The organism is Bradyrhizobium sp. ERR14 (assembly GCF_014198235.1).
GTDB lineage: Bacteria > Pseudomonadota > Alphaproteobacteria > Rhizobiales > Xanthobacteraceae > Bradyrhizobium.
On record NZ_JACIHD010000001.1, the window covers coordinates 671,618 to 695,632 of the forward strand.

Genomic DNA, 24,015 nt, shown 5'->3' on the forward strand with positions numbered 1-24,015 from the left:
ACGTCACTTGCCCGAGGGCATGGACGTCAGCCGAAGGGCGGCGTCCGAAACACGAAGCTTGTCTTGATCTCTTCCCAGGGCTTCCATGGATCTGAACGATCACCGCAGCCTGATTTATAGGCGGTCGAGATGGCCGACAGGCTCGCCGCGGTCGGCTTTTCGATCAGCATATTCCCAATCAGAAGTCCGTCGACATTGGTAGCCTTGGGATCCGTGAAGCCCACGATGACATTGACGAGTCTCTGGTTACCACCTCCGGAATCGAGCAAGACCAGCATCTGCGCCGAATACTTTGTGAGAAGCTGCTTGTCCGGAGCGAGGAAACATCCGTACCGTATCGACGCACCAATCGGCCAGCCCACGATCTTCGCCGCAAGAGAATCCCTGAGCACGCCGGTGCTGGACGGCAGGAGGTCAGGCGCATCGAACGATTCGGTCGCAACCCTTGCATCGAAGTAGGGTGCCAGTTTTCTGGCACGAACTTCAGGTGAGAGATTTGCCGCGGAGATTGCGCTCAGCGTGCGGCCAAATTCGTTGAGAAACTCCCTGATCGAGCTCCAGCGGATCGGGTCCGCAGCGTCCTTTGCTGGATCTCGCGCGGGTCCACTGTTCTCTTGCGGAGCCGCGCGGGCGGAGAGGGGATCTGTCAACCCCATCGTCTTGAGAGCCTCGCGTTCGATCGCCCTGAAGCAGGGGTCCTTCAGGTCCTTGATCGTAGCGTCTCCAAACCTGTCGAACTCCTTGGCAAGAATGACTATCATCTCTTCCTTCGTGAAGAGATACCCGAGCGCTTCACGGATCTTGCCGCATCCCGTCCTCGACGTGTTGACATCGGTGCTGATGACCATCGTGTCCCAGTTGCCTGCCTTGGTCGTAAGATAGGCCGCAATGTCGATCCCGGTCTTCTCGGATATGAGCTTCTGGAGCGGAGCGCCCGGCGCATTCAGCTTGGGGCCGGTGAACGTCAGGAAAGCAGAACGTTTGCCGATTCGAGATATCGTGAATTTCGAACTGTCGGAGAGAAGGAGCGTCACGCTCTTTTCGTTGACGTCGAACGTCGCCATGGGCTGCTGCGTATTGACCTCGTCAAACGCTTTCACGATCTCATCGATATCGCTCTTGTTGTCCTTGATGGCGTCGCTGATCTTTGTCGCTTCTGCTGCGATCGCCGCACCACCAGGACCGGCGAAAACGAAACCGAGCACTTTCGAAACGATGCGGATGGCACTGTAAGTCGATGGATTGACGGTCGTCGTCTTCGATTGCAGCAGCTTGAATTTCAGCTTCAGCGTCGAATTGAACGAGATGTTCGTTGCAAGAAAACTGTCACAGCCGGTCACCGTGGTATTCCCGCCGGCATCGCGCTTGATTTGCGCGATCAGATAAGTGAGCGGCTTGGGTGGATCGGCGGAGTTCCTGCTGATCTGCTCGATGTCGACCGAAAGAGCGAATTCGCGATTCTCGGACAGCAGGCCGACGGACCAGGCGCGATCGACAAACTGCCGTGCGAAGCGCTCAAGCCCTGCGGAATTGCAGTCTATCTTGATGTCCGCGTAGCTGAAGTCTGCGACCTCGCCCGGCTTGTAGAGAACGGAAGAACGGTCTGCGACGATCTGCTGAAGATTGGTGTCCTTCCGAGGTGTCTTGTCCAGACAAAGCCATTCAGGAACGTTGCACGCTGCTTGGCTTGGAGTCGGAAAGGCGGAAATGGCGATAAGCAGCAACACAAAAGCCGCGATCCTTGCGAACATAATGCCCCCCAAAACGCAATTCTTGATTGAAATAAGCGTTCGTGTGCGCCGCGATATTACAACCACTGATATGAATTTGAAGGGTCTTTTTGTCGGCAATCTGAAGTAGCCGAGCTTCGCCTGCTCAGCCAAAATCCTCCGGCCTGAGCTCAATCGGCTTGCCGTGGGGGGTGCGGTCGGCGGCGTGGTCCCAGGCATCGCGGTAGCGGTGCAGGGTTTCCGTCGAGGCGACACCCTTGCGCGCGACCAGACCCTCCAGCGTGGCGAGCCAGTGCAGATAGTAGGTCTCGCCCGTATCAGGATCGCCGGCCGCCTGCGCGCGCTTGATCTCGGAGGCCAAGGCGGCTGCCCATTCCGGCCAGGTGAACACGCCGCGCTCGTGCAGGCTCAAGGCCATCGCAAACGCATGCGCCTCCCAGGGCGCGCGGAACACCGGGCCGTCGTCATCGCGCGGAATGCTGGGTATGGCCGCGGTGGCTGCGGCAGCAGCGGTACCACTCATTGCGCCGGATCCAGATAGGGCTCGAACGCGTCGATCGAGACCTTCAAGGTGGGATCACCATCCTCGCCCCAGAGATCGCGGCCCTCAAACACCACCGTGTAAAGCCATTGCGGGTTCTCGCCGAGTTCCATCGCCGCCGAATCCGGAAACACGTGGCAGCCATGGTTCAACTCGACCACGCCGACATGGCCGCGCACATAGCGCGGCAGCCGCGTGTGCGTGGCCGGATGGATGTTCTTGGCGCGCACGCGATCGCCGATCTTGAACTTCGCCGGGGCCGGGGCGGGGCGAGCGAACTTGCCGCGCACCATCACGCGCTCGACATTGGCGAGATCGAACCTGCCGTGCTTGAGCGCCTTTGCCGGCTGCATCGCGTGGCCGGCGGCGACCTCCTCGCGGGTGAGATAACCCTTCTCGACCAGCATCTCCTCGAGCCCGAGAAACCACTTCTTGTAGTAGGAGCTCGACAGATAGACGTGCGGAGGCAACGTCTCGCGATAGAAGCGCGAGGTGTCGATGTTGAAGGCGCCGGCCGCGCCCATCGCGCGCACCATCGCCAGCACGCGGGACTCCCACTCCTCGTGGAACATCGGCTCGTTCGGCTCCGGCTCGACCTTGCCGAAACCGTCCATGCCGCCCATGTCGTGCACGCCGTTCATGACGGCGCTCCCGGCGTCTTGGGGAAGCCGGTGCCGATCATGGAATCGCGCGTGACGAGCTCGGTGAGCTGCTCCTCGCTCCAGCCCTCCGTGCCCGCGGGGCGCATCGGCAGCACCAGGAAGCGCGTCTCGGCGGTGGAATCCCACACCCGGATCTCGATGTCCTTCGGCAGGGTGACGTCGAAATCGGCGAGCACGCCACGCGGATCCTTCACCGCGCGGGAGCGGTAGGGCGCCGCCTTGTACCAGACCGGCGGGAGGCCCAGCATTTCCCAGGGGTAGCAGGAGCAAAGCGTGCACACGACCATGTTGTGACGCGCGGGCGTGTTCTCGACCACGACGAGATGATCGCCGACGCGGCTGACATGGCCGAGCGTGCCGATCGCCTTGGAGCCGTCCTCCAGCAATGCCTTTTTGAACGCCGGATCGGTCCAGGCCTTGGCGACGACGCGTGCGCCGTTGTGCGGGCCGATCTTGGTCTCATAGGCCTGGATGATGGCGTCGAGCGCGGCCGGCTCGACATAGCCTTTTTCGGTCAGGATCGTCTCGAGCGCGCGCACGCGCAGCTCGGTCTCCGACAGCTCGGAATGGTCGTGATCGTGGTGGTGGTGATGGTCGTGATCGTGGCTCATGACGTCGAAGATAGGCGCAATGGCCCAGGCCTGTCGAGTATCCGCTGCGGCGCATCCGGGTCCCATATTCGTGAGGCCGGATGTAGGCTAGCATCGCGGCAGAGCAGACGGGGAGACGTTGGTGACGGACTACGTGAAGATCGAAAGGGGCCTCGGGCCCGAGGGGCGGATTGCGGTGGTGCGTTTCGATCGGGGTGACGGCATCAATGCACTGTCACCCGAGGCATTGCGGCAGCTGACCGCGGCGGCGCGCAGCTTCGAGGACGATGCCGCGACGTCGGTCGTCGTATTGACCGGCAGCTCGGGCGCATTCAGCGCCGGCTTCGACCTCAAGGACGCCGAGGGGCGCTCGCGCAAGGAGATGGACCTCGGCACGCTGCGGCGGCACCTCAAGCTCGGGCCGCGTCTAACGCACGCCTGGCAGGAGATGGAGCAGATCACGATCGCGGCGATCGAGGGTTTTTGTGTCGGCGGCGGTGTGGCCCTCGCCGTCGCGCTCGACTTCCGCATCATGGGCCGCGATGCGCATCTGCGCGTGCCCGAAATCGGGCTCGGCATGAACATGAGCTGGCAGAGCATCCCGCGCATGCTGCATCTGATGGGGCCCGCCCGCACCAAGCAGGCGGTGATCCTGGCTGATGAGCGCATCTCAGCGGATGAGGCCCATGAATGGCGCCTGGTGGAGCAGGTGGTCGATCCCGGCCATGCCTTCGAGGCCGCCATGGACCTCGCCCGGAAGGTCGCCGCGCAGCCGCCGCTCTCGGTCGCGATGACGAAACTCACCGTCAACCGGCTTGCGCATGCGCTGGACGATGTCGCCAGCCACATGGACGTCGACCAGTTCGCGCTCGCCAGCTTCAGCGAGGATCACAAGGAGGGCGTCGAGGCGTTCCTGGGCCGCCGCAAGCCGCGCTTCAAGGGGCGCTAGATCTATGCCCGGCCATTGATCGCACAACCGGCAGTCCCTATACGCGGCGCAGGGACAAGAGCAGGCTGCGCGCACGGGCCGCACAGGCAACGACGATCGAGGGGAGGGTCCATGACTGCTAGCTCACAGGCGCCGGAGGCGAAAGGCTTTCGCTGGAAACTGGTCGCGCCGCTCGCGGTGTGGCTGGTGATCTATCTGTGGCCGGTGCCTGCAGGGCTCAATGTCAATCAGTGGCACTATTTCGCCGTGTTCGAGGCCGTCATCACCGGGCTCATCCTGGAATCGATGCCGGTGGGCGCGGTCGGCTTCATCGGTCTCACGGTCGCGGGCGTTGCCGGCTATATCGACCCCGATCCGACCAAGTCGCTGCGCTGGATGCTGGCGGGCTTTGCCGAGAGCACGGTCTGGCTCATCGTCGGCGCCTTCGTGTTCTCGATCGGCTATCGCAAGAGCCAGCTCGGCCGGCGCATTGCATTGGTGCTGGTGCAGCGCCTTGGCCGCAACACGCTCGGCCTTGGCTATGCCGTGGCAATGTCCGACTTCCTGCTCGCGCCGGCGACGCCGTCGAACACCGCGCGCAGCGGCGGCATCGTCTATCCCATCATCAGCAACATCCCGCGCATCTATGGCTCCGAGCCGGGGCCGACCGCCGGCAGGATCGGCACGTACGTGATGTGGACCGCCTTTGCCGCGACCGCCGTCACGAGCTCGCTGTTCTTCACCGCGCTTGCGCCCAACGCGGCGGCGCTGGCGATCGCCAAGAAGACCGCCGGGGTCGAGGTCAGCTGGGGCCAGTGGTTTCTCGGCTTCGCGCCGCTCGGCATCCTGCTGATGGTGCTCGTGCCGCTGCTCAGCTATCTGGTGTGCCAGCCGGAGGTGAAAAGCAGCCCCGAGATTTCCGAATGGGCCGCGAAAGAGCTCGGCGCCATGGGCCCGATGTCGCGCAACGAGTGGATCATGCTCGGCTTGATCGTGCTCGCGATGTTCCTGTGGATCGCGGGCTCCAGCCCGGACATCCACATTCCCGTGCTCGGCTCGAACTTCGTCAATGCCACCACCGTCGTGTTCATCGTGATCTCCCTGATGCTGGTGACCGGCGTGATCGAGTTTGCCGACATTGTCAGCGAGAAGAGCGCCTGGGAGGTGTTCTTCTATTTCACCTCGCTGCTGACGCTGGCCTCCGGCCTCAACGAGATCGGCTTCATCAAATGGTTCGCGACCGAATACGCAAAACCGCTCACCGGGCTGTCGCCGTCGACGGCGATGCTGCTGCTGGTCGCGCTGTTCTTCTGGATTCACTATTTCTTCTCGAGCATCACCTCGCATGCCGCCGCCGTGCTACCCGTCGTGCTCGCGGTCGGATCGGGCATCCCCGATCTGCCGGTCACGACACTCGCGATGCTCTGCATGTACTCGCTCGGCCTGATGGGCGTGATCTCGCCTTACGCGACCGGACCGGCGCCGATGTATTTCGGCAGCGGCTATATCGGAAAGGGCCAATTCTGGGGTTTTGGCCTGATCTTCGGGCTGCTCTATTTCGCCGGGCTCCTGCTGATCGTGCTGCCCTGGTTGCAGATGGGATGAGCCGGGTGGGGCGCTGATAGCCCCGGTGGAGGAATATTCTTCTCCGGGGAGAGTTTGGGAAAACTTCGTCCAACTCCTTCCGAATATCTGACATTGCAACACAGTCCTGAAAGGGCGATGGTGCGTGCTGCGGTGCAGCGCGTTCCTCGCGAACCCTCACCGCGATTTCACCCCGTCGCTCGACGCGACCCGGTTCCCGTACGCCCAAGGGCAGGCGGGCAAGCGAACTATTGTGCATGAAGGCCGCTTCCATGAATGCCCACCAATCGCTCGCGGTCGGACAGCCGATCGAGAGGTGTGAAGCGATTTCACCTGCCGCAGCTGAGCCGGACGCGATGGTCCGTTTCGCCGGCATCTCGAAGACCTATCCGGCCTATCGCGGCAAGCCCGGCGTCAACGCGCTGCAAAACATCGACTTCGCGATCCCGCGCGGTTCCATCACCGGCGTGATCGGCCGCTCCGGCGCCGGCAAGTCGAGCCTGGTGCGCCTCATCAACGGGCTGGAGAAGCCGACCACGGGGCGCGTGATCGTCGACGGCCGCGACATCTCCGCGTTGGCGGGGCGCGAGCTGCGGCTGGCGCAGCGCTCGATCGGCATGATCTTCCAGCATTTCAACCTGCTGTCGTCGCGCACGGCAGCGGACAACATCGCGTTGCCGCTCGAGATCGCCGGCTGGTCCAAGGCCGACATCAGGGCCCGCGTTGCCGAGCTGCTCGCGCTTGTCGGCATCGCCGACAAGCATGACCGCTATCCGTCGGAGCTCTCCGGCGGCCAGAAGCAGCGCGTCGGCATCGCGCGGGCGCTGGCGACGCGGCCGAGCGTGCTGCTGTCGGACGAGGCGACTTCGGCACTCGATCCGCAGACCACGCGCGCGATCCTCGATCTGCTCGCGAATATCAACCGCGAGCTCGGGGTGACCATCGTATTGATCACCCACGAAATGTCCGTGGTGCGCCAGCTCGCCCGGGACGTCGTGGTGCTCGACGCCGGCCATGTGGTCGAAAGCGGCCATGTCGCGGACATCTTCACCCACCCCAAGCATCCGATCACGCAATCCTTCCTGGCGGAGGTGACCGGCGACAGCCTGCCGGTCTCGCTGGCGAGCCGGATCGTGGCGGAGCCGTCCGCCGGCGGGCAGGCCGTGATCCGCCTCGGGGTGCGCGGGGCAGGGGCCGGCGACACCCTGGTCGCGCGGCTCGCCCGCGAGCTCGGCCTCGACGTGTCGCTGCTGGCGGCACGCATCGACGAGATCGGCGGCCAGCATGTCGGCTCGCTCGTTCTCGGCATTCCTCTCGGTATTTCTGGCGGCGCGGAGGCGACGGCGCGCACGCTCGCCTTTCTCTCTCAACATCAATTCCCGGCGGAGCATCTCGGCTATGTCGCCTGAACTCATCAACCTGATCGTCCAGGCCACCTTCGAGAGCCTGTACATGGTCGGCATCGCGGCGCTGCTCGGCACCGCCTTCGGCCTTCCACTCGGCGTTTTCCTCGCAACCAGCCGGAAAGGGGAGCTGTTCGCAGCTCCCATCGTCAATCGCGTCCTCGGCATCGTCGTCAATGCGACGCGGTCCACGCCCTTCATCATCCTCGTCGTCGCCATCATCCCGTTCACGCGCTTCGTTGCGGGGACCTCGATCGGATCGACCGCCGCAATCGTGCCGCTGACGATCGCGTCGGCGCCGTTCATCGCGCGTCTGGTCGAAGGTGCCATCCGCGAGGTCGATGGCGGCCTGATCGAGACGGCGTCCTCGTTCGGCGCGTCGCCCATGCAGATCGTGTTCAAGGTGCTGATCCCCGAGGCGCTGCCGGGACTTCTGCTGGCACTGACGCTCGCGGTGGTCAGTCTGCTCGGCTACTCCGCGATGGTCGGCGCGGTCGGTGGCGGTGGCTTGGGTGATCTCGGCATCCGCTACGGCTATCAGCGCTTCATGCCGGAGATGATGCTGGCCGTCGTCGTCGTGCTGATCGCACTGGTGCAGCTCGTCCAGAGCGCCGGCGATTATCTGGCGCGCCGGGTCAACCGCCGGCTGCGGCATCGCTGAGCCGGATCAGGTACACCTCGCGCGCCGCAGTGTCTCCGAGGGCTTTTCGGAGAAGTGACGCTTGTAGTCGAGCGAGAACTGGCTGAAGTGCCAGAAGCCGTGCTGCACGGCGACGTCGTAGACGGAGGCATCGGTGCCGCCGGCGCGCTTGAGATCGCGCCGCACGCGGTTCAGCCGCATCGCGCGCCAGTAGTGCATCGGGCTCGTGCCCAACACCTCCTGAAAGCAATAGCCGAGCTTGCGCGGGCTGGCGCCGACCGCCTTGCAGACCTCCAGCAGCGAGAGCGAGCGATCGCCGCTGCCATGCATCAGCGCCCGCGCACGATCGACCGTGCGCTTGCGCGCCGCGGCGCTGCGGCCGGGATCGCTGGGGCGTGCGGTCGGCAGCATGTCCATGATCTCGACGAGAAGGGCGTCTTCCAGCGCCTGCCCGACGGCCGGATCGTCGAACCGTTCGGGGGCAGTCGAGATGGTCTCGTGGATCGCGGCAAGGTGAGCGCGCAATCGCGCGACCGGTGCCTGCGCCATCTCGATCACCCGCAACTGGTGCCAGACCGCGCGCGGCAGCTCGATATCGAGCCGGGCGGCAAGCTCCTCGATCAGCGCCGCGCTGGCGACAACACCGCGCAGCTCGAATGATTTCGGCGTGCACATATCGACCTCGGCGTCGATGCAGGCGATGACCTGGGCGCCTGCAACGCTGGCGCCGTTGCAATTGACCTCGCCGTCACCGTGCCAGGGCAGACCGATGCCGAAGCTGTCGGCCCCCAGCTGGCCGTATTGGCGGACCTGCTGGCTGGTGATCTCGCGGAAGACGTCAAGCTGGGGCAAGGAGAGTTGGGTGAAGCTGCCCCTGAAGGCTCCGGCGCTGATCTGGTCGTAGCTGAGCCGCCAGCGACCGAGCGAAGCGCAATGCTCGTCGACATCGGTACTGCTGGCCTGAAACAGGCCGACAGCCGAGTCCAGAGTCGGAAGAGTTGCGCCTAAGGGCATGACGACACGTCGAAATTCACCACCCGACAGCGGGCAAGAACCACGCCAGACTGGCACGGCCATAGGCGCTGTCCAGCAAAATATTGCCGGATCTCGATAACGCCCGATGGCGCCGCGGTGCAGGCTTCGGTCCTGCCGTTCCGACATCGCGGCCGGGACAGCACTTTGCGGAGGGATCGAGATGCGACCGACCGAGATCATGCGCGGCAGCCCGCCCGCGCCCGAGGCGCAGGTGACGCGCGCCAATTGGCGCAGCTTTCCCGCGATCCGCTGGGGCTTTACCCACACCCGTGAAGTGCTGCCGACCGCAGAGATCCGCCGCTCGGCGCAGCCGACGCAGATACGAAGCGCTCCGCGCGAACTGGCAAAACTCGCTTTCACCGCGCCTGATGGCAAAGAGACCACGATCGAAGCCACGCTCCGCGAGACGTTTGCCGATACGCTCCTCGTCATGCACCGGGGCACGCTGATCCACGAATGGTACGGCGATGGCATGAGCGTGACCACGCCGCATCTGATCTGCTCGATCAGCAAGGCGATCGCCGGCACGCTCGGCGGCGTGCTGGCCGCGCGCGGGCTGCTCGATCCCGAGGCGAGGGTGGTGCGTTACGTGCCGGAGTTGGAGACGTCGGTCTACGCCGGCTGCACTGTCCGCAACCTGCTCGACATGGCCGTCGCCATCAAGTTCGAGGAGGATTACGAGGACCCCGCCGGCGACGTTGCGCGCTATCGGTTCTCCTCGGGCTGGGACGTGCCGCCGCCGGGCGTCGAGGCAGGCCACCAGCGCGCCTATCTCGCAACCTTGCGCGGCACCGGCGAGCCGCACGGCAAGGTGTTCCACTACGTCTCGCCCAACACCGAGGTGCTCGGCTGGGTCTATGAGCGTGCCTGCGGGATGCCTTACCATCGCATCCTCTCCGAATATCTCTGGCAGCCCCTGGGCGCGGAGGACGACGGCTCGCTCACGCTCGACAGCCACGGCATGGGCCGCATCGCCGGCGGCATCTCGGTCACCGCGCGTGACCTCATCCGTTTCGGCGAGATGATCCGCTGCCGCGGCGTGGTCGAGGGGCGGCAGGTGGTGCCGGGCTGGTGGATCGACGACATCCGCGAGAACGGCGATCCCAAAGCCTGGGCCGACGGCGACCTCGCCGAGTTCTTCCCGGGCGCGCGCTACCGCAGCAAATGGTTCACGATCGATCCGTCGCGCAACGCGCTCACCGCGATCGGCATTCACGGCCAGCACCTCTATGTCGACCTCGACTCGGACACCGCCATCGTCAAGCTCGCGACCCAGCCCAAGGCGATGGACGTGCCGATCGACCAGCGCTGGTTCGCCGCCTTCAGCGCCATCACCGCGCATCTCGCCTGATTTCTGGACATCCCCATGCTCGATACCGTCAAAGCCAAATCGCAAGCAGAGACCGCGGCGCCGCATCCGCTCGATCCGCTGACGGCCGAGGAGATCACCGCCGCCTGCACACTGGTGCGCGCCGCCGTGGCCTCGCCGGAGAACTGCCGATTCCCGGCGGTGCGGCTGGAGGAGCCGACCAAGCATGAGCTGGCCGCGGGTGGGGCAGGGCGCCGTGCCTTTGCGTTGACGCTCGACGTCGCCACGGGCGAGACCATCGAGCATATCGTCGATCTCGGCCGTGGCGAGATCGTCGGGCGCAAGGTCGTCCCGAACCGCGAGGCGCCCTATGGGCAGCCGCCGGTGATGCTGGAGGAATTCTTCAAGTGCGAGGCCGTGGTCAAGGCCGATCCGGGCTGGCGGGCGGCGATGGTGCGGCGCGGGCTTTCCGACAAGGACATCGAACTGGTCCAGGTCGATCCGTTCTCGTCGGGTTTCTTCGACAAGGAGTTCGAGCGCGGTGCCCGTATCGTGCGTGCCGTCAGCTATTTTCGCGAGCACTTGCAGGACAACGGCTATGCGCACCCGATCGAGGGCGTGGTCGCTGTCGTTGACCTGATCGGCGGCAAGGTCATCGACCTCACCGATGAGGATCCGATCGTGCCGATTCCGCGCAAGAAGCGAAATTATGGCGCGCACGAGGTCAAGAACCCGCGCACCGACATCAAGCCGCTGCACATCGAGCAGCCGGAGGGTGCGAGCTTTCGCGTCGAGGGCTGGAAGGTCGACTGGCAGAAATGGAGCTTTCGCATCGGCTTCACGCCGCGCGAGGGCCTCGTGCTGCATCAGCTCGCCTACCAGGACGGCGCGCGCAAGCGCTCCCTGATCCATCGCGCCAGCGTTACCGAGATGGTGGTGCCTTATGCCGATCCGACCGCGAACCATTTCTGGAAATCGGCGTTCGATGCCGGGGAATATGGCCTCGGCATGCTTGCGAACGCGCTCGAGCTCGGCTGCGACTGTCTCGGCAACATCCGCTATTTCGACGTGCCGGCCGCCGACAGCAAGGGCGAGCCCTTTGTCATGCAGAACGCCATCTGCATGCATGAGGAAGACTATGGGATCGCCTGGAAGCACTATGAGTTCCGCAACGGCCTGTTCGAGGTCCGCCGCTCGCGGCGGCTTGTGATCTCGTTTTTCGCGACCGTCGGCAATTACGATTACGGCTTCTACTGGTATCTCTACCAGGACGGCACGATCCAGTTGGAGACCAAGCTGACCGGCATCATCCAGACCGCCGCGGTGCGATCTGGCGAGACGTACAAATGGGGCGGCATGGTCGACGACAATCTGGGCGGACCGACGCACCAGCACTTCTTCAACGTGCGCCTGCACATGGATCTCGACGGCGGCGGCAACACCGTCACTGAGCACGATTTCGTGCCGCGGCCCTGGGGTGACGACAATCCGCACGGCAACGTCTTCGACACCACGACGCGGGTGTTGTCGCGCGAGCATGACGCGGCTGCGATCGCCAATGGCCAAACCGGCCGGTTCTGGAAGATCAGCAATCCCAATGAGACCAACTCGGTCGGCAATGCTCCCGCCTACAAGCTCGTCGTCAGTCCGAGCCCGCTGATGCTGGCGCAGGAGGGCAGTTACGTGCGCAAGCGCGGCGGCTTCGCCACCAAGCATGTCTGGGTGACAGCATTCGATCCGGCCGAGAAATACGCAAGCGGCGATTATCCCAACGTCCATGCCGGCGGCGATGGCCTGCCGCGTTATGCCGCGAAGGACCGCAACATCGAGAATGCCGATATCGTGGTGTGGCACTCTTTCGGCCACACCCATGTCTGCAAGCCCGAGGACTTCCCGATCATGCCGGTGGAATATGCCGGCTTCCTGCTGAAGCCGACCGGCTTTTTCGCCGCCAATGCGGCCGGCGACATCCCGCCGGACCGCAACAGCCGCAGCGTGCTGGCACACGAGAGCAACACTGCCGACGAATCGTGTTGCCGCGCCGGCAAATCATAGAGCCGGATCGAGCTCGATCGGATTTCCCGGCAGCGCCGACCGTCGTAGTTGGCGATTCTCGCGCGGTAGCAGGCTGATCGTTTCCAGCCATTGCCGAATGGTGAGGGAGCGTTTCTGTCTAGAAGCATTCCAAATCTGTGGGCACGACGGATGCGCGGCACCGGACGCGGCAATTCGGCATGAGCGCATTCGTCGCACGCGCCGCGCACGCCTCTGGAGAGATTCTAACCTCGTTCCTATCGCACTCCGAAACCGCCTGAGTTAGGGCGGGGCACCAAAAATGATACCGGCAAAGCCGGCAGTGCGTGGGGCCGAAAAGACGTGACCGACTACCAACTTTCTTCGCGTGAACGCGCGCGTCGTCGACAGATTCGTGTGCTGCTGCTCGGGGCGGTCAGCACATTCTCGCTCGTGGTTCCCTTCGGTTCCGTGGAGGCGCAGACCCAGATTCCCGCTGTCACCGTCGACGCGCCGGTTCAGCGCGCCCGTCCTGCGGCGGTTGCTTCGTCGCGAAGGGCGGCGACACGCACCTCTCGCGCCAATCGTCGCACGCCTGCGCAGGCCGCCGCGCCGACCCAGTCGGCATCATCGAACGGCGCAACGGGCGAACGTGCCAATGGTCCGGTGCGCGGTTTCGTCGCCACGCGGAGCGGTACGGCCACCAAAACCGATACACCGCTGATCGAAACTCCGCAGTCGGTTTCCGTCGTCACCACCGACCAGGTCAGGAATCAGGGCGCTGTCTCGATCGGCGAGGCGCTGCGCTATACCGCCGGTGTCAGCGGCGACGTCAATGGCGGCTCGGACACCCGCTTCGGCGCGCTCCAGATCCGCGGCTTCGACACGACCATGTCGGGTCTCTACGTCGACGGCCTGCGGATCCCCTCGAGCAACTACGTGCACTTCAATGGCCTCGATCCCTACGGGGCCGAGCGCCTGGAGGTGCTCAAGGGACCGTCATCGGCGATGTATGGCGGCAGCGGCACCGGCGGCATTCTCAACTACGTGACAAAACTGCCGACGGCGCAGCAGTTCGGCGAGGTCTCGATCTCCGGCGGCAGCTTCAACCGCTACCAGGGCCAGTTCGACATGGGCGGCCCCGCCAACAAGGAAGGCACCGTGCTGTGGCGCCTCACCGGCGTCGTCCGCGACGGCCAGACCCAGGTCGACTTCACCAAGGACAACCGCGTCTTCATCGCGCCCGCCGTCACCTTCAAGCCGAACGAGGACACCACCATCACGCTGCTGGCCAACTACCAGCGCGACCGGGCAGGGTGGGGCCTTCAGTTCCTGCCGGCCTCGGGCACGGTGTGGCCGAACAACGGCCGCACCATCCCGGTCTCGTTCTTCGCGGGCGTGCCGGGCTTCAATGCGTTCAACACCGAGATTGCGACCGCCGGCTATCATCTTTCGCACAATTTCACCGACAACATCACGTTCCGGCAGAACCTGCGTTACGCCTATCAGCACAACGAGGAAAAGACCTTCTACGGCACCGGATACACCGACGAAGCGGCGGGGCAGCTGGGGCGTTTCGGCAGCTATAGCAACTCCTACATCAACTCCTTTGCGGTGGATAACCAGCTCCAGGGCAAGTTCAATACCGGCATCCTCAGCCACACCACCCTGGTCGGGCTCGACTATCGCAACACCACGTTCCGCGATACGGCCTTCGCCGTCACAACGTCAGCGCCGGAGATCAACGTCTTCAACCCGGTCTACAGTTACGACTGGGCCCTCGGCGGCATGTACGACAACAAGGGCATCAAGCAGTCGCAGCTCGGCCTCTATGCGCAGGACCAGATCAAGCTCGGCCGGCTGTCGTTCCAGCTCGGCGGCCGCCAGGACTTCGTGACGACGCAGCTCGACACCAATCTGCCCCCGGCCGATACTTCGACATCGAAGGACGCCTCGGCCTTCACCGGCCGCGCTGCCGTCATGTACAATTTCGACAACGGCATCGCGCCCTATTTCAGCTATTCCGAGTCGTTTCTGCCGCAGCTCGCGACCAGTCCTTCCGGACAGATGCTCGATCCCGAGACCGGCGTGCAGTACGAGGTGGGCGTCAAGTATCAACCGGTCGGCTGGAATGCGCTGTTCACCTTCGCCGCCTTCGACCTGACGCGTGACAACGTCGCTGTGTACGTGCCTGCAACCACCTTTTACGAACAGATCGGGCAGGTGAAGTCGCGCGGTATCGAGCTCGAAGGCTCGATGTCGCTCGCCGACGGCTGGAATCTGCGGGCGGCCTACGCCTATATCGATGCGATGGTCACGCAAGATCCGGTCAATGTCGGCAAGGCGCCGGTCACCGTGCCGCTCAACCGCGCCTCGCTGTGGAGCGACTACACGCTTCAGAACGGCCTGCTGGCGGGCTTGCAGTTCGGCGGCGGCGTTCGCTATGTCGGCGCGACCTGGGGCGATGATGCCAACACCTTCAAGGTGGGATCGGCCACAGTGCTAGATGCGCTTCTTGCCTATACCCGTGACAATTGGCGGCTGTCGCTGAACGTCACCAACCTTGCGGACACGGGCTATGTCGCGGCGTGCTACGGCCTTTCGGGCTGCATGTATGCCGAGGGACGGAAAGCCATCGGCAAGCTGACTTATCGCTGGTGAAATCGAAGACGGTCCGACGATGGCGGGCCGGACCTGCTGGATGAGAGTGCAAGACGATGAGAGCGATATTCGGCAAGCTGCATCGCTGGGCGGGACTGCTCACGGCCGGATTCCTTTTCTTCTCCGGCATCACCGGGGCGATCATCTCCTGGGATCACGAGATCGACGACGTCCTGAACAGCCATCTGTTCGACGTCTCGACCAAGGGCCCGGCGATCCCATCGATCGAGCTCGCCAAGATGATCGAGCAGCGCGATCCCCGCGCGCGCGTCGTCTACCTCTTCATGACGCCGGAGGAGGGCCACTCGCTGTGGTTCTTCGTCATGCCGCGGATCGATCCGGCGACCGGCAAGCGTTTCGCTCTCGACTACAATCAGGTCTTCCTTGATCCCAACACCGGCGCGGAGCTGGGCCGGCGCTATTGGGGCGCGGTGTGGCCCGTCACGCGGGAGAATTTCGTCTCGTTTCTCTACAAGCTGCACTACACGATGCACATTCCGGAGTTCTGGGGCAGCGATCGCTGGGGCATGCGCGTGCTCGGCGTGATCGCCATCATCTGGACCATCGATTGCTTCGTCGGCTTCTACCTGACACTGCCCTCGCGCAGACGCGCCAAGGCGGCGCGGGCGCCAGCCGTCACGCGCCAGCTCGATCGCGGCTTCTGGGCGCGCTGGGCGCCGGCCTGGATCATCAAGACCTCCGGCAGCGCCTACCGGATCAATTTCGACATCCACCGCGCCTTCAGTCTCTGGACCTGGGGCGTGCTGTTCATCATTGCCTTCACGGCGTTCTCGCTGAACCTCTATTTCGAGGTGTTCTCGCCGCTGATGAAGATGGTGTCGAACTACACGCCGACACCCTATGAGCAGCGGCCTTATCGCGATCTCGACGATCCCATCGAGCCCAAGGTGACTTTCGCCGACATCGCCGCCCGCGCCGCCGCCGACGGCAAGGCGCGGGGGTGGACGATCCCGGTCGGCTCGGTCAATTACGGCCCGGCCCATGGCGTCTATGCCGCCGCTTTTTTCCACCCCGGCGACGACCACGGCGCCGGCGGTGTCGGCCCGGCGCAGCTCTATTACGACAGCGAGGACGGCCGCCCGATCGGCGAGCGGCTGCCCTGGGTCGGTACCGCCGCCGACATCTTCGTCCAGGCACAATTTCCGCTGCATTCGGGCCGCATCGTCGGACTGTTCGGCCGCATCCTGATCTCGATCATGGGGCTGGTCGTGGCGGCACTCTCGGTCACCGGCGTCGTGATCTGGTGGCGCAAGCGCCGCGCCCGCATCCGCGTGCGCGAGACCGCGGCGGTGCGTCTGACCCGGCAGTTGACGCCGGCGGAGTAGGGCCCCCGCACGGTCGTTGGGGATGAACCTTCCCGCCTCCAGCCGGCACAAAGACTGGAGATCGCTCCCAGTCCGCGGACATCGAATGAAATCGCTTGCCTTGCTCTGCCTGCTCGTCCTGGCGACGCCCGTCCATGCGGCCACGCCCGAGCAGCACTATCTCGACCTGCGCGACCGCTACATCGCAAAATTCTCGAGTGCCAAGGAGAGCGACGAGATCTACAAGCAGCATGATGCGGCGCTGAAGGAGCTGGCAGGCGTGCTGCGCGGCCTGGTGGGGCCGGTCACAATCAAGGGGCTCCCCGCAGACGGCAAGTCGAACGTCGACACGCTCTTCAAGAGTGATATCGGCTTCGGCCATCTCGACGGGCTAAGCTTCGCCTCGGAAGGCTACAAGACGCAAGCCGTCGTAACCACGAGCCCGCTTCTGGCGCACTGGCTGCGCGAGCATCGCGAGGACGGCGTGCCGCAAGAGAGCGGCGCCGCGTTCAAGTCCGACCGCTTCTATTATCATGCGATCCAGGACGCCGCCTTCGCCAAATATGCCGAGCTGCCGATCACAAAGCCCGCATCCGCGAGCGCTGCAGTTGCCGTGCTCGGCGTGCGCGGCAATGGCGGGCTCAAGGGACCGCCGGATGAAATCGACGTCGTCGCGACCAAGGGCGACAAGGTCTACTTCCTCGCCACATCGAACGCCGTGAAGACGGCTGAAATCCCGGCCTGCGAGCGCGTGTGGAAGCAGATGATGGCGAAGCCCATCAACAAGAAGGACCCGCGCGGCGACATGGCCCGCGAGGATCAGGCCATGGACGCCTACACGAAATGCTTCGCCAGGGAAGCGCCGAGCCAGAGCTGGTACGCCGCGGCCGTCAAGAAGGCGCAGAGCCAGCTGGAGCTGCTGCCACTGCAGTAGCGCGCAAGGTTACGCCGACAATTCGACCGATTGGCCGGCCCCATTGATCAGATGCACGCGGTCGATGTCGACATGCGGCAAGAGCGATCGAATCTTATCTTCCGGCATCAGGCTAAACGCCGTCGACAATGCGTCCGCCGCGGTCGCGCTGCGGGACACCGTCGTCACGCTGCGATAGCGGTGGGCGCAGCCGCCGGATCTCGGATCGAACAAATGATTGAAGCGCGCGCTGGAATCGAACTGGAAGCCGTAGCCGCCCGAGGTGGACACGGCGCGGTCGACGATCGGCAGCACCGTCTTCGTGCGGCCCACAATGTCGGGATCGGCGATGCCGATCTCCCAGGGCCGTCCGTCCGGACGCGCGCCGATCGCGCGGGCCTCGCCCATGTCGACCAGGCTGCGAGAGATGCCATGCGCCCGCAGCAGGTCGACCACCTTGTCCGTGACGTAGCCTTGCGCGATCCCGTTCAGGGTGACGGCCATGCCCTTGGGCATCACGATCCGGTCGCGGCTGATCGACAGCCGGCTGCTGCCGATGCGGGCGAGCGCGGCCTCGATCGCGGCCGCCGCAGGACCGGCCGGATCCGCGTCATCTCGCGCGAAATGGCTGGCGTAGAGCTCCCACAGCGGCTGCACCGTGACATCGAACAGACCGCCCGTCAGCGTGGAATAGTGCTGCGAGGTCGATAGCAGATCGACCATTTCGGCGGCGGGATCGATCAGGACACCGGTCCGGTTCAGCGCGACCAGGGCGGAATCGTTCAGGTAAAGGCTGAACAGCCGCTCGAGCCGCCGCGCCTCGGCGCAGGCCAGCGAGGTCAGTCGCTCCGCCCGGCTGCGGTCTTCGTCGTGGATCTCCATCGTGGCCACCGCGCCCAGCATCGTGCCACGCCAGGTGACCGGCGCGATCTCTGCACGAACGGAGTGTCCCGGAGCCAGCGCGCCGAGGCCCGCGGCCGCCGCGCTGATCCGGATGAAGCGTCGGCGCGTCAGTGTTCGCGTCATGGCGTTCTCCTCGATCGTTCGCCCGGCGGCCCTTCGGCCGCTTCGTCGGCCGCAACGGCGCCGGCGGCATTCGCCGACGTCAGGACATAGTCCCGGGGCACGTCGTCGAAGCCGACGATCCGGCCGCCGTTTTCTCCGGCGAACTTCTCGGCCGCCGCCCGGTCCGAGAACGGAACGGCCTCGTCACCGCCCATGCCGCTTTTGACCCGGCTCTCGATCACGTACAGCGCCTTGCGTGCCTCGATCCAGTTGTCGGCACCGGGCTTGTCCCACTCAGGCGCCTTGCCCATGTCGGACACGTAGATCGCCTGAATGTCCTTGGGCTCGTCCGGCAGCATGGTGAAGGCGATCGTGTCCCGCACCGACGAGAACCAGACGGGCTCGATCAGGCTCGCGGCAAAGACATGGCCCTTCGGTCCCGGGTGCTCGAGCACGTTCATGCCGCAGTAATGGCCGATGTCCTCGGCGGTCATCCGATGCGGCGGCGGGATCTTCGCGGCCTGCTTCTCGTTGCAGCCGGCGAGCACGAGCGGCACGAGCAAGGCAAGGAGGATCGTTCGGCGCCTCATAGCTCCCTCCGCGAGAAGGCGAGCGCGGCCAGCCCCAGCGGCAGCAGCGTCCAGCAGAGCAGGGCGGTCAGAAGGACCGGTATCGTCAGGGACGTGGTTTGGGCAAGGCCAGCCATGCCGGCGAAGGTGCTGACATTGGCGAACCCGGTCAGGTTGATCAGCCGGTAGGCGTCGGTCGGATTCGACAGCAGCATGGCGTTGAGCACGCTCGCCGAGATGCTGCGCCCCTGATCGAGCGCGAGCACGCCCAGCAGCGCCATGTCGTAGATCAGCACCAGCAGCAGCCATAATCCAATGCAGATGCCGGCTGCCGTTCCGCGGTCGCGCACGAGCGCGCTGACCAGATATCCGATGGCGACGAAAGCGGCGCCGAGCAGCACCGAGGAGCCCACCATCGCCGCGAACGCCAGAAAACTGTCGCTATCAATCTGGCTGCCCGTCGCCGCCAGCGCTCCGACCGCCGCGCCGTAGCCGAGGCAGGTCGCAAAAGCGAGGACGGCGAGGTGGCCTAAGAACTTGCCGAGCAGCACCTGCCATCGCGCGACCGGATAGCTCAGCAGCAACAGCATCGTTCCGCGTTCCATCTCGCCGACGATGGCGTCATGGGAAATCAGAAGCGCGATGAGCGGAACGAGAAAGATCGTCAGGCTCGACAGGCTGACGATGACCACATCCAGGGTGCGAACACCCACGTTTCCGGTCGGCGCGCTGCCGAGAAAGGTCAGCGACAGGGCAAGCCCGGCGAGCAGGAGCGTTGCGGCAAGCACCCAGCGATTGCGGATGGCCTGGTGGACTTCCTTGGCGGCGATGATCAGGACATTCATGGCGCCTGCTCCGATTGCCGGAGGAAATGAGCATAGAGCTCGTCGAGGGTGGGCGGGACCACGTCGACGTCCTCGACCGAATTGCCGGCGGCCGTCGCGCGATGCAGCAGCTCGATCTTCCGCTCCGGCGCGGCGTCGATCTCGACGATGTGGCCGTTCAGACGGCGGCAGGTGGCGTCTTGCGGAGCCCAACCCGGCATCTCGCTGGGCGCGAGGCCAGCCACCTTGAGACGGATCCGGGTCGGGAGCCGGGCGAGACGACGCAGCTCGTCGATCGAACCGTCCGCGACCTTGATGCCGCGATTCATGATGATGACCCGGCCGGCGCGCTCCTCCAGCTCGGTCAGCGCATGCGACGACAGCAGCACGGTCGCGCCGCGAGCCGCGAGCCGCGCGATGATGTCGTAGAAGGTCTGCCGCAGCTCCGGATCGAGACCAGTGGTCGGCTCGTCCAGCAGCAGCACGCGCGGCTCGCCAAGCAGCGCCTGCGCGAGCCCCAGCCGCTGGCGCATGCCCTTCGAATAGGTGTTGACCCGGCGGCGGCTGGCGGCTCCGAGTCCGACCGCGTCGAGCAGCTCCAGCGCCTTGGCAACCGGCTCTCGTTTCAGCCTGGCGTAGAAGGCCTGCGTCTCGCGGCCGGTGAGGGCGGGGTCGAAGGAGACGTTTTCGGGGAGGTAGCCGAGCTGCCGTCGGCCTGCGAATTCGCCGGCGGCGGGATTGTCTCCCAGAACCTCGATGGCGCCTCTGGTCGGCCGGATCAACCCGAGCATGAGCTTCATGAGCGTGGTCTTGCCGGCGCCGTTGTGCCCGATCAAGGCCACCAGCTCGCCCTGGCCAAGCGTGAACGACGCACCGCGCACGGCCTCGACCCGGCCAAACACCTTGGTGACGTCGCTGACACGTACCGTGCTGGTCATCGTGTTTCCTTCACCGGGGTCCGCGGCGGCGACACCAGCGGATGGCTGTCGACCACGCCGCCCGGCAGCAGCGCGGGAAACTGTGCCTGCGCCCAGCGGATCACCTGGACGGCGGGACTGTTGATCAGGACCTTCGCAGCCGGCGCCGTCCACAGCACGCGGTCGATGAGGTCGTTCGGCCGGTACGCCGTGTCGGCGATGCCGTCGCCATTCAGGTCGAATGCCGGATTATCGCTCCAATAGTTGCCGCGCCCTCCGGTCGACCAGTCGAGGTGCCGGGTGCCGACATATTTCACCTGGTTGGCGTTGCTGACGAAGGAATTGCCGGTGATCTCGTTGCCTTCGGAGCCCGCCGTGAAGTGCACGCCGATGGCGCAGCGCTCGAACCAGTTGTTGCGGAATTTGTTGTGATTGGTGTTGTAGATGAACACGCATTTCTCCGGGCCGCTCTTGAGCGTGCTGTCCCGTGCCTGCTGCGGAAGCATTCCTCGCTCGTCGGCGGGACCGTCCTCCGCCCTCTGTGTCATCGAGCCGAGCGGGCCACCCGTGACCCGGTTGCCCTCGATCTGGGCATAGTTCGCGTAGTTGAAGAGCAGCCCATAGTCACGGTCGTGATCTGAGGAGTTGCCGCGGATCACCAGACGGTTCGAATACATGATGGCGTAACCGACATGGTTGCCGATCGAAACGTTGCCGCTGATCTCGCTGTCGTTGGTGTACATGTAGTGGACGGCGAAACGAACCTGCTCGAAGCGATTGTCGATGAAGCGGTCCTTGCTGCTGGAGATCGAGAAGATGCCGTCGCGGCCGTAGCGGAACATGTTGTTCGCGATGGTGACGTCGGGCGCGTTCCACAGCGAGATGCCGTTGCCTGCCTCGCTGAGGCGCCCGCCGCGCAGTCCCTCGATCTCGTTGAGGACGACCCGGGAGCCCCTGGCGCCGTGCACATAGACGCCGAAGAGGTTTCCCACCAGGTGGTTGTCCTCGATCTTGGCGCGCTCCGCGGTCTTTTGCAGGAAGATCCCGGAATTCATCTGCTGCAGATCGCGGCCGGATGCCCGGATGGTCACGCCGCGGATTGTGACGTCGGGCGCGCTGACGGTGATGACGTTGCCGGAGCCGTCGCCGTCGAGCACCGCGCCTCGGCTCCCGACCAACTCCAGGGGACGGTCGATCCGGATCGAGCCGTGATATTCGCCGGGAGCAAGCTCGACGACGTCGCCGGCGCGCGCACCATCCAGCACCGCTTGCAGCGGCTGCCCAGGCGCAGCCGTCAAGGTCTCCGCATCGGCGAAGCCGGACAATCCGGCGGCGACCAGCGCCGCCGGAAACATGCGTGACAACAGACCCACGAGGTCGCTCCGATCAGACCGACTTCAAACCGATTTGGGCTCGACGAACATCCGGCCTTTCATCTCCATGTGCATGGCGTGGCAGAACCAGGAGCAGTAGTACCAGTAGACTCCCGGCTTGTCGGCCGTGAAGGTCACCGACGAGGTGGCCATCGGCCCGATCTCCATGTTGATACCGTAGTTGACGATACAGAAGCCGTGCGTGAGATCCTCGACTGCGTCGATGTTCGTGATGAAGACGGTGACTTCCTCGCCTTGCTTGACCTGGAACTGTTCGAGGCCGAACGCTGGCGCGGTCGACGTCATATAGACGCGCACCTTGTTGCCGTCGCGAATGATCTTCGAATCGGCCTCCAGGTTGATGCCGTCCGCCTTGGCCTGCTTGACCGCATCCGCAAACATCGGATCCGCGCGATCCCAGATCGAGATCGGGTTGATCTTGGAGCGGTGGACGATGGTCGCATCATGCGGCTCGGCGAAGCTCGGGCCGTCATGCACCAGCTTCATCTGGTCGCCCGAAATGTCGATCAGCTGATCGTTCTCAGGCTTGAGCGGCCCGACGTTCAGGAAGCGGTCCTTCGAGAACTTGTTCAGCGAGATCAGCCATTTTCCATCGGCCTCCTTGGTCTGGCCCATCGAGGTATGGTTGTGGCCCGGTTGATAATGGACGTCGAGCTTCTGGATGATGGGGTTGACCTTCTCACCCTTGAAAGCCCGCTTGGCGAGGTCGAGGTTCCACTTGCAGACCTGGCTGTCGAGGAACAGGGTCGTGTAGGCGTTGCCCTTGCCGTCGTAGGCGGTGTGCAACGGGCCGAGGCCAAGCTCAGGCTCGGCGACGACGACGTCGCGCGGCTTGATCTTGTCGTCGAACAACTGGTCGAACAGGCGCACGTCCATCACGGTCACGGTGGGGGAGAGCTTTCCGGCCGCCACGATGTGGATGCCGTCCGGAGCCGTGTTCATGCCGTGCGGATTGTTCGAGACCGGAACGTAGCGCGTGTAGGCCGACCCCTTGCGGCCGTCGATCACGGGCACGCCGTTCATTTCCTTGAAGTCGCCCTTCTTTACGGCCTCTTCGATCCGCTTGATGTTGAAGATGACGACCCAGTCCTGCTCGCTGGCGGTCATCTCCGCGAGCGTGACACCTTCCTCGCCGTTGTAGCAGGTCGCGAAGCAATACTTGCCCTGGTAGTCGGCGTCGACATTGTCGAGGTTGCCGCTGACGATCACCTGCCAGGCCACCTTCATCGTTTCGCCGTCGATCGCGCTGAAGATGGAGTGATACTGCTTGGGATCGTCGAGGACCTTGCCGTCATTGGGCAAGGGCACGCCGTCCTCACCGTTGGCGAACACATAGCCCGTGCGCGGATATTTCTGCAGACGCAGGCCGTGGACCGTGTGCTGGTTCGGCAGTTCGACAATCTTGTCGCATTTCATGATGTCGAGCCGCACCCGCGCGACGCGGCTGTTGGCCTTGTCGTTCATGTAGGCATAGCGACCGTCATAGGTGCCGTCCGTGAACGAAATATGGGGGTGGTGGAGGTCGCCGTTCATGAACGTGCCGCCGCGGTTCTTGAGGAATTCGCGGGTCGCGGGCTGCATGCCTTCGGTCAGAACCTTGAGGCTTTCATTGGTCTGGCCCCAACCGGTCGCGCTGCACCGGTTGAACACCGGAACACGCATCAATTCGCGCATCGAGGGGAGGCCGACGATTCGCATCTCGCCGGACTGGCCGCTCGAGAAGAACACGTAATATTCGTCGAGCTCGCCGGGCGCGACCTCGGTCTTCTGCACGGCCGGCCGTGCCGCCGGCGCTTTCGGAGCAGCATTCTTGGTCTGCGCGTCCGCAGATGAGACGAAGCCGCCGTCCTTGATCGCCGCTCCGCCAGCCAGGCCCACGCCCGCTGCGGCCGCCGTCGTTCCCAGCACGGTTCGTCGGCTGACGCCCTTTGCCTTTTCGTTTTCACTCATGATTGCCTCCTCGGCTTTCGGT

General features: G+C 64.5%; 20 protein-coding genes. 9 read left to right on the forward strand and 11 right to left on the reverse strand.

Going from position 1 to position 24,015, the window contains the following annotated elements; translation table 11 throughout:
- Window positions 1–26 precede the first annotated feature (26 nt).
- The 4 genes from GGD62_RS03350 to nthA form a co-directional block, all read right to left on the reverse strand.
- Window positions 27–1,751: a hypothetical protein gene (locus GGD62_RS03350; RefSeq protein ID WP_183707034.1), complete on the reverse strand. Its 1,725-nt coding sequence runs from the start codon at window positions 1,749–1,751 to the stop codon at window positions 27–29.
- Window positions 1,752–1,875: 124 nt separating this feature from the next.
- Window positions 1,876–2,253 carry a nitrile hydratase accessory protein gene (locus GGD62_RS03355; protein WP_183707035.1) on the reverse strand — a complete coding sequence of 126 codons (378 nt, stop codon included), beginning with the start codon at window positions 2,251–2,253 and terminating at the stop codon, window positions 1,876–1,878.
- Window positions 2,250–2,912 (reverse strand): nitrile hydratase subunit beta, encoded by a 663-nt coding sequence (gene nthB, locus GGD62_RS03360; protein WP_018320448.1) that lies wholly within the window; start codon window positions 2,910–2,912, stop codon window positions 2,250–2,252. Before nthB ends, GGD62_RS03355 begins: the two co-directional genes overlap by 4 nt.
- Window positions 2,909–3,544: a nitrile hydratase subunit alpha gene (nthA, locus tag GGD62_RS03365; protein ID WP_183707036.1), complete on the reverse strand. Its 636-nt coding sequence runs from the start codon at window positions 3,542–3,544 to the stop codon at window positions 2,909–2,911. Before nthA ends, nthB begins: the two co-directional genes overlap by 4 nt.
- Window positions 3,545–3,665: 121 nt before the next feature.
- Between nthA and GGD62_RS03370 the strand changes: the two genes are divergently transcribed.
- From GGD62_RS03370 to GGD62_RS03385, 4 genes are all read left to right on the forward strand, one after another.
- On the forward strand, window positions 3,666–4,472 hold the full coding sequence (locus GGD62_RS03370; protein WP_183707037.1) for an enoyl-CoA hydratase/isomerase family protein: 807 nt from the start codon (window positions 3,666–3,668) through the stop codon (window positions 4,470–4,472).
- Window positions 4,473–4,583: 111 nt separating this feature from the next.
- Window positions 4,584–6,056, forward strand: a complete 1,473-nt coding sequence (locus tag GGD62_RS03375) for a DASS family sodium-coupled anion symporter (protein WP_183707038.1) — start codon at window positions 4,584–4,586, stop codon at window positions 6,054–6,056.
- Window positions 6,057–6,292: 236 nt separating this feature from the next.
- Entirely contained in the window at window positions 6,293–7,444 is a 1,152-nt protein-coding gene (locus GGD62_RS03380) for a methionine ABC transporter ATP-binding protein (RefSeq protein WP_183707039.1), read from the forward strand.
- Window positions 7,434–8,099 carry a methionine ABC transporter permease gene (locus GGD62_RS03385; RefSeq protein ID WP_092258218.1) on the forward strand — a complete coding sequence of 222 codons (666 nt, stop codon included), beginning with the start codon at window positions 7,434–7,436 and terminating at the stop codon, window positions 8,097–8,099. The genes GGD62_RS03380 and GGD62_RS03385 overlap by 11 nt, the downstream gene beginning before the upstream one ends.
- 6 nt (window positions 8,100–8,105) lie before the next feature.
- On the opposite strand, the gene GGD62_RS03390 is transcribed toward GGD62_RS03385, so the two are convergent.
- Window positions 8,106–9,092, reverse strand: a complete 987-nt coding sequence (locus tag GGD62_RS03390) for a helix-turn-helix domain-containing protein (protein WP_183707040.1) — start codon at window positions 9,090–9,092, stop codon at window positions 8,106–8,108.
- A gap of 181 nt (window positions 9,093–9,273) precedes the next feature.
- Here GGD62_RS03390 and GGD62_RS03395 point away from each other — a divergent pair, with 181 nt between their 5' ends.
- The 5 genes from GGD62_RS03395 to GGD62_RS03415 all read left to right on the forward strand — a co-directional run bounded on the left by GGD62_RS03395 (window position 9,274) and on the right by GGD62_RS03415 (window position 17,355).
- Entirely contained in the window at window positions 9,274–10,464 is a 1,191-nt protein-coding gene (locus tag GGD62_RS03395; protein ID WP_183707041.1) for a serine hydrolase, read from the forward strand.
- Window positions 10,465–10,479: 15 nt separating this feature from the next.
- Complete coding sequence (locus GGD62_RS03400) at window positions 10,480–12,477, forward strand: primary-amine oxidase (RefSeq protein WP_183707042.1); 1,998 nt, start codon at window positions 10,480–10,482, stop codon at window positions 12,475–12,477.
- Between the two features lie 624 nt (window positions 12,478–13,101).
- Entirely contained in the window at window positions 13,102–15,096 is a 1,995-nt protein-coding gene (locus GGD62_RS03405; RefSeq protein ID WP_183707591.1) for a TonB-dependent siderophore receptor, read from the forward strand.
- A gap of 56 nt (window positions 15,097–15,152) precedes the next feature.
- Complete coding sequence (gene fsrB / locus GGD62_RS03410) at window positions 15,153–16,442, forward strand: siderophore utilization protein FsrB (RefSeq protein ID WP_183707043.1); 1,290 nt, start codon at window positions 15,153–15,155, stop codon at window positions 16,440–16,442.
- Between the two features lie 85 nt (window positions 16,443–16,527).
- Complete coding sequence (locus GGD62_RS03415) at window positions 16,528–17,355, forward strand: hypothetical protein (protein ID WP_183707045.1); 828 nt, start codon at window positions 16,528–16,530, stop codon at window positions 17,353–17,355.
- Window positions 17,356–17,364: 9 nt separating this feature from the next.
- On the opposite strand, the gene GGD62_RS03420 is transcribed toward GGD62_RS03415, so the two are convergent.
- The 6 genes from GGD62_RS03420 to nosZ are packed head-to-tail and all read right to left on the reverse strand — an operon-like array spanning window position 17,365 to window position 23,993.
- Window positions 17,365–18,360 carry an FAD:protein FMN transferase gene (locus tag GGD62_RS03420; protein ID WP_183707047.1) on the reverse strand — a complete coding sequence of 332 codons (996 nt, stop codon included), beginning with the start codon at window positions 18,358–18,360 and terminating at the stop codon, window positions 17,365–17,367.
- Entirely contained in the window at window positions 18,357–18,929 is a 573-nt protein-coding gene (locus GGD62_RS03425; protein WP_179730474.1) for a nitrous oxide reductase accessory protein NosL, read from the reverse strand. Before GGD62_RS03425 ends, GGD62_RS03420 begins: the two co-directional genes overlap by 4 nt.
- A complete protein-coding gene (locus tag GGD62_RS03430; RefSeq protein ID WP_018320462.1) occupies window positions 18,926–19,753 on the reverse strand; it encodes an ABC transporter permease subunit in 828 nt (275 codons plus the stop codon). The genes GGD62_RS03425 and GGD62_RS03430 overlap by 4 nt, the downstream gene beginning before the upstream one ends.
- Window positions 19,750–20,670 carry an ABC transporter ATP-binding protein gene (locus GGD62_RS03435; protein WP_018320463.1) on the reverse strand — a complete coding sequence of 307 codons (921 nt, stop codon included), beginning with the start codon at window positions 20,668–20,670 and terminating at the stop codon, window positions 19,750–19,752. Before GGD62_RS03435 ends, GGD62_RS03430 begins: the two co-directional genes overlap by 4 nt.
- Window positions 20,667–22,004, reverse strand: coding sequence for a nitrous oxide reductase family maturation protein NosD (locus GGD62_RS03440; protein WP_210317744.1), 1,338 nt, complete (start codon window positions 22,002–22,004; stop codon window positions 20,667–20,669). The genes GGD62_RS03435 and GGD62_RS03440 overlap by 4 nt, the downstream gene beginning before the upstream one ends.
- 42 nt (window positions 22,005–22,046) lie before the next feature.
- A complete protein-coding gene (gene nosZ, locus GGD62_RS03445) occupies window positions 22,047–23,993 on the reverse strand; it encodes a TAT-dependent nitrous-oxide reductase (protein ID WP_183707051.1) in 1,947 nt (648 codons plus the stop codon).
- Between the last annotated feature and the right edge of the window lie 22 nt (window positions 23,994–24,015).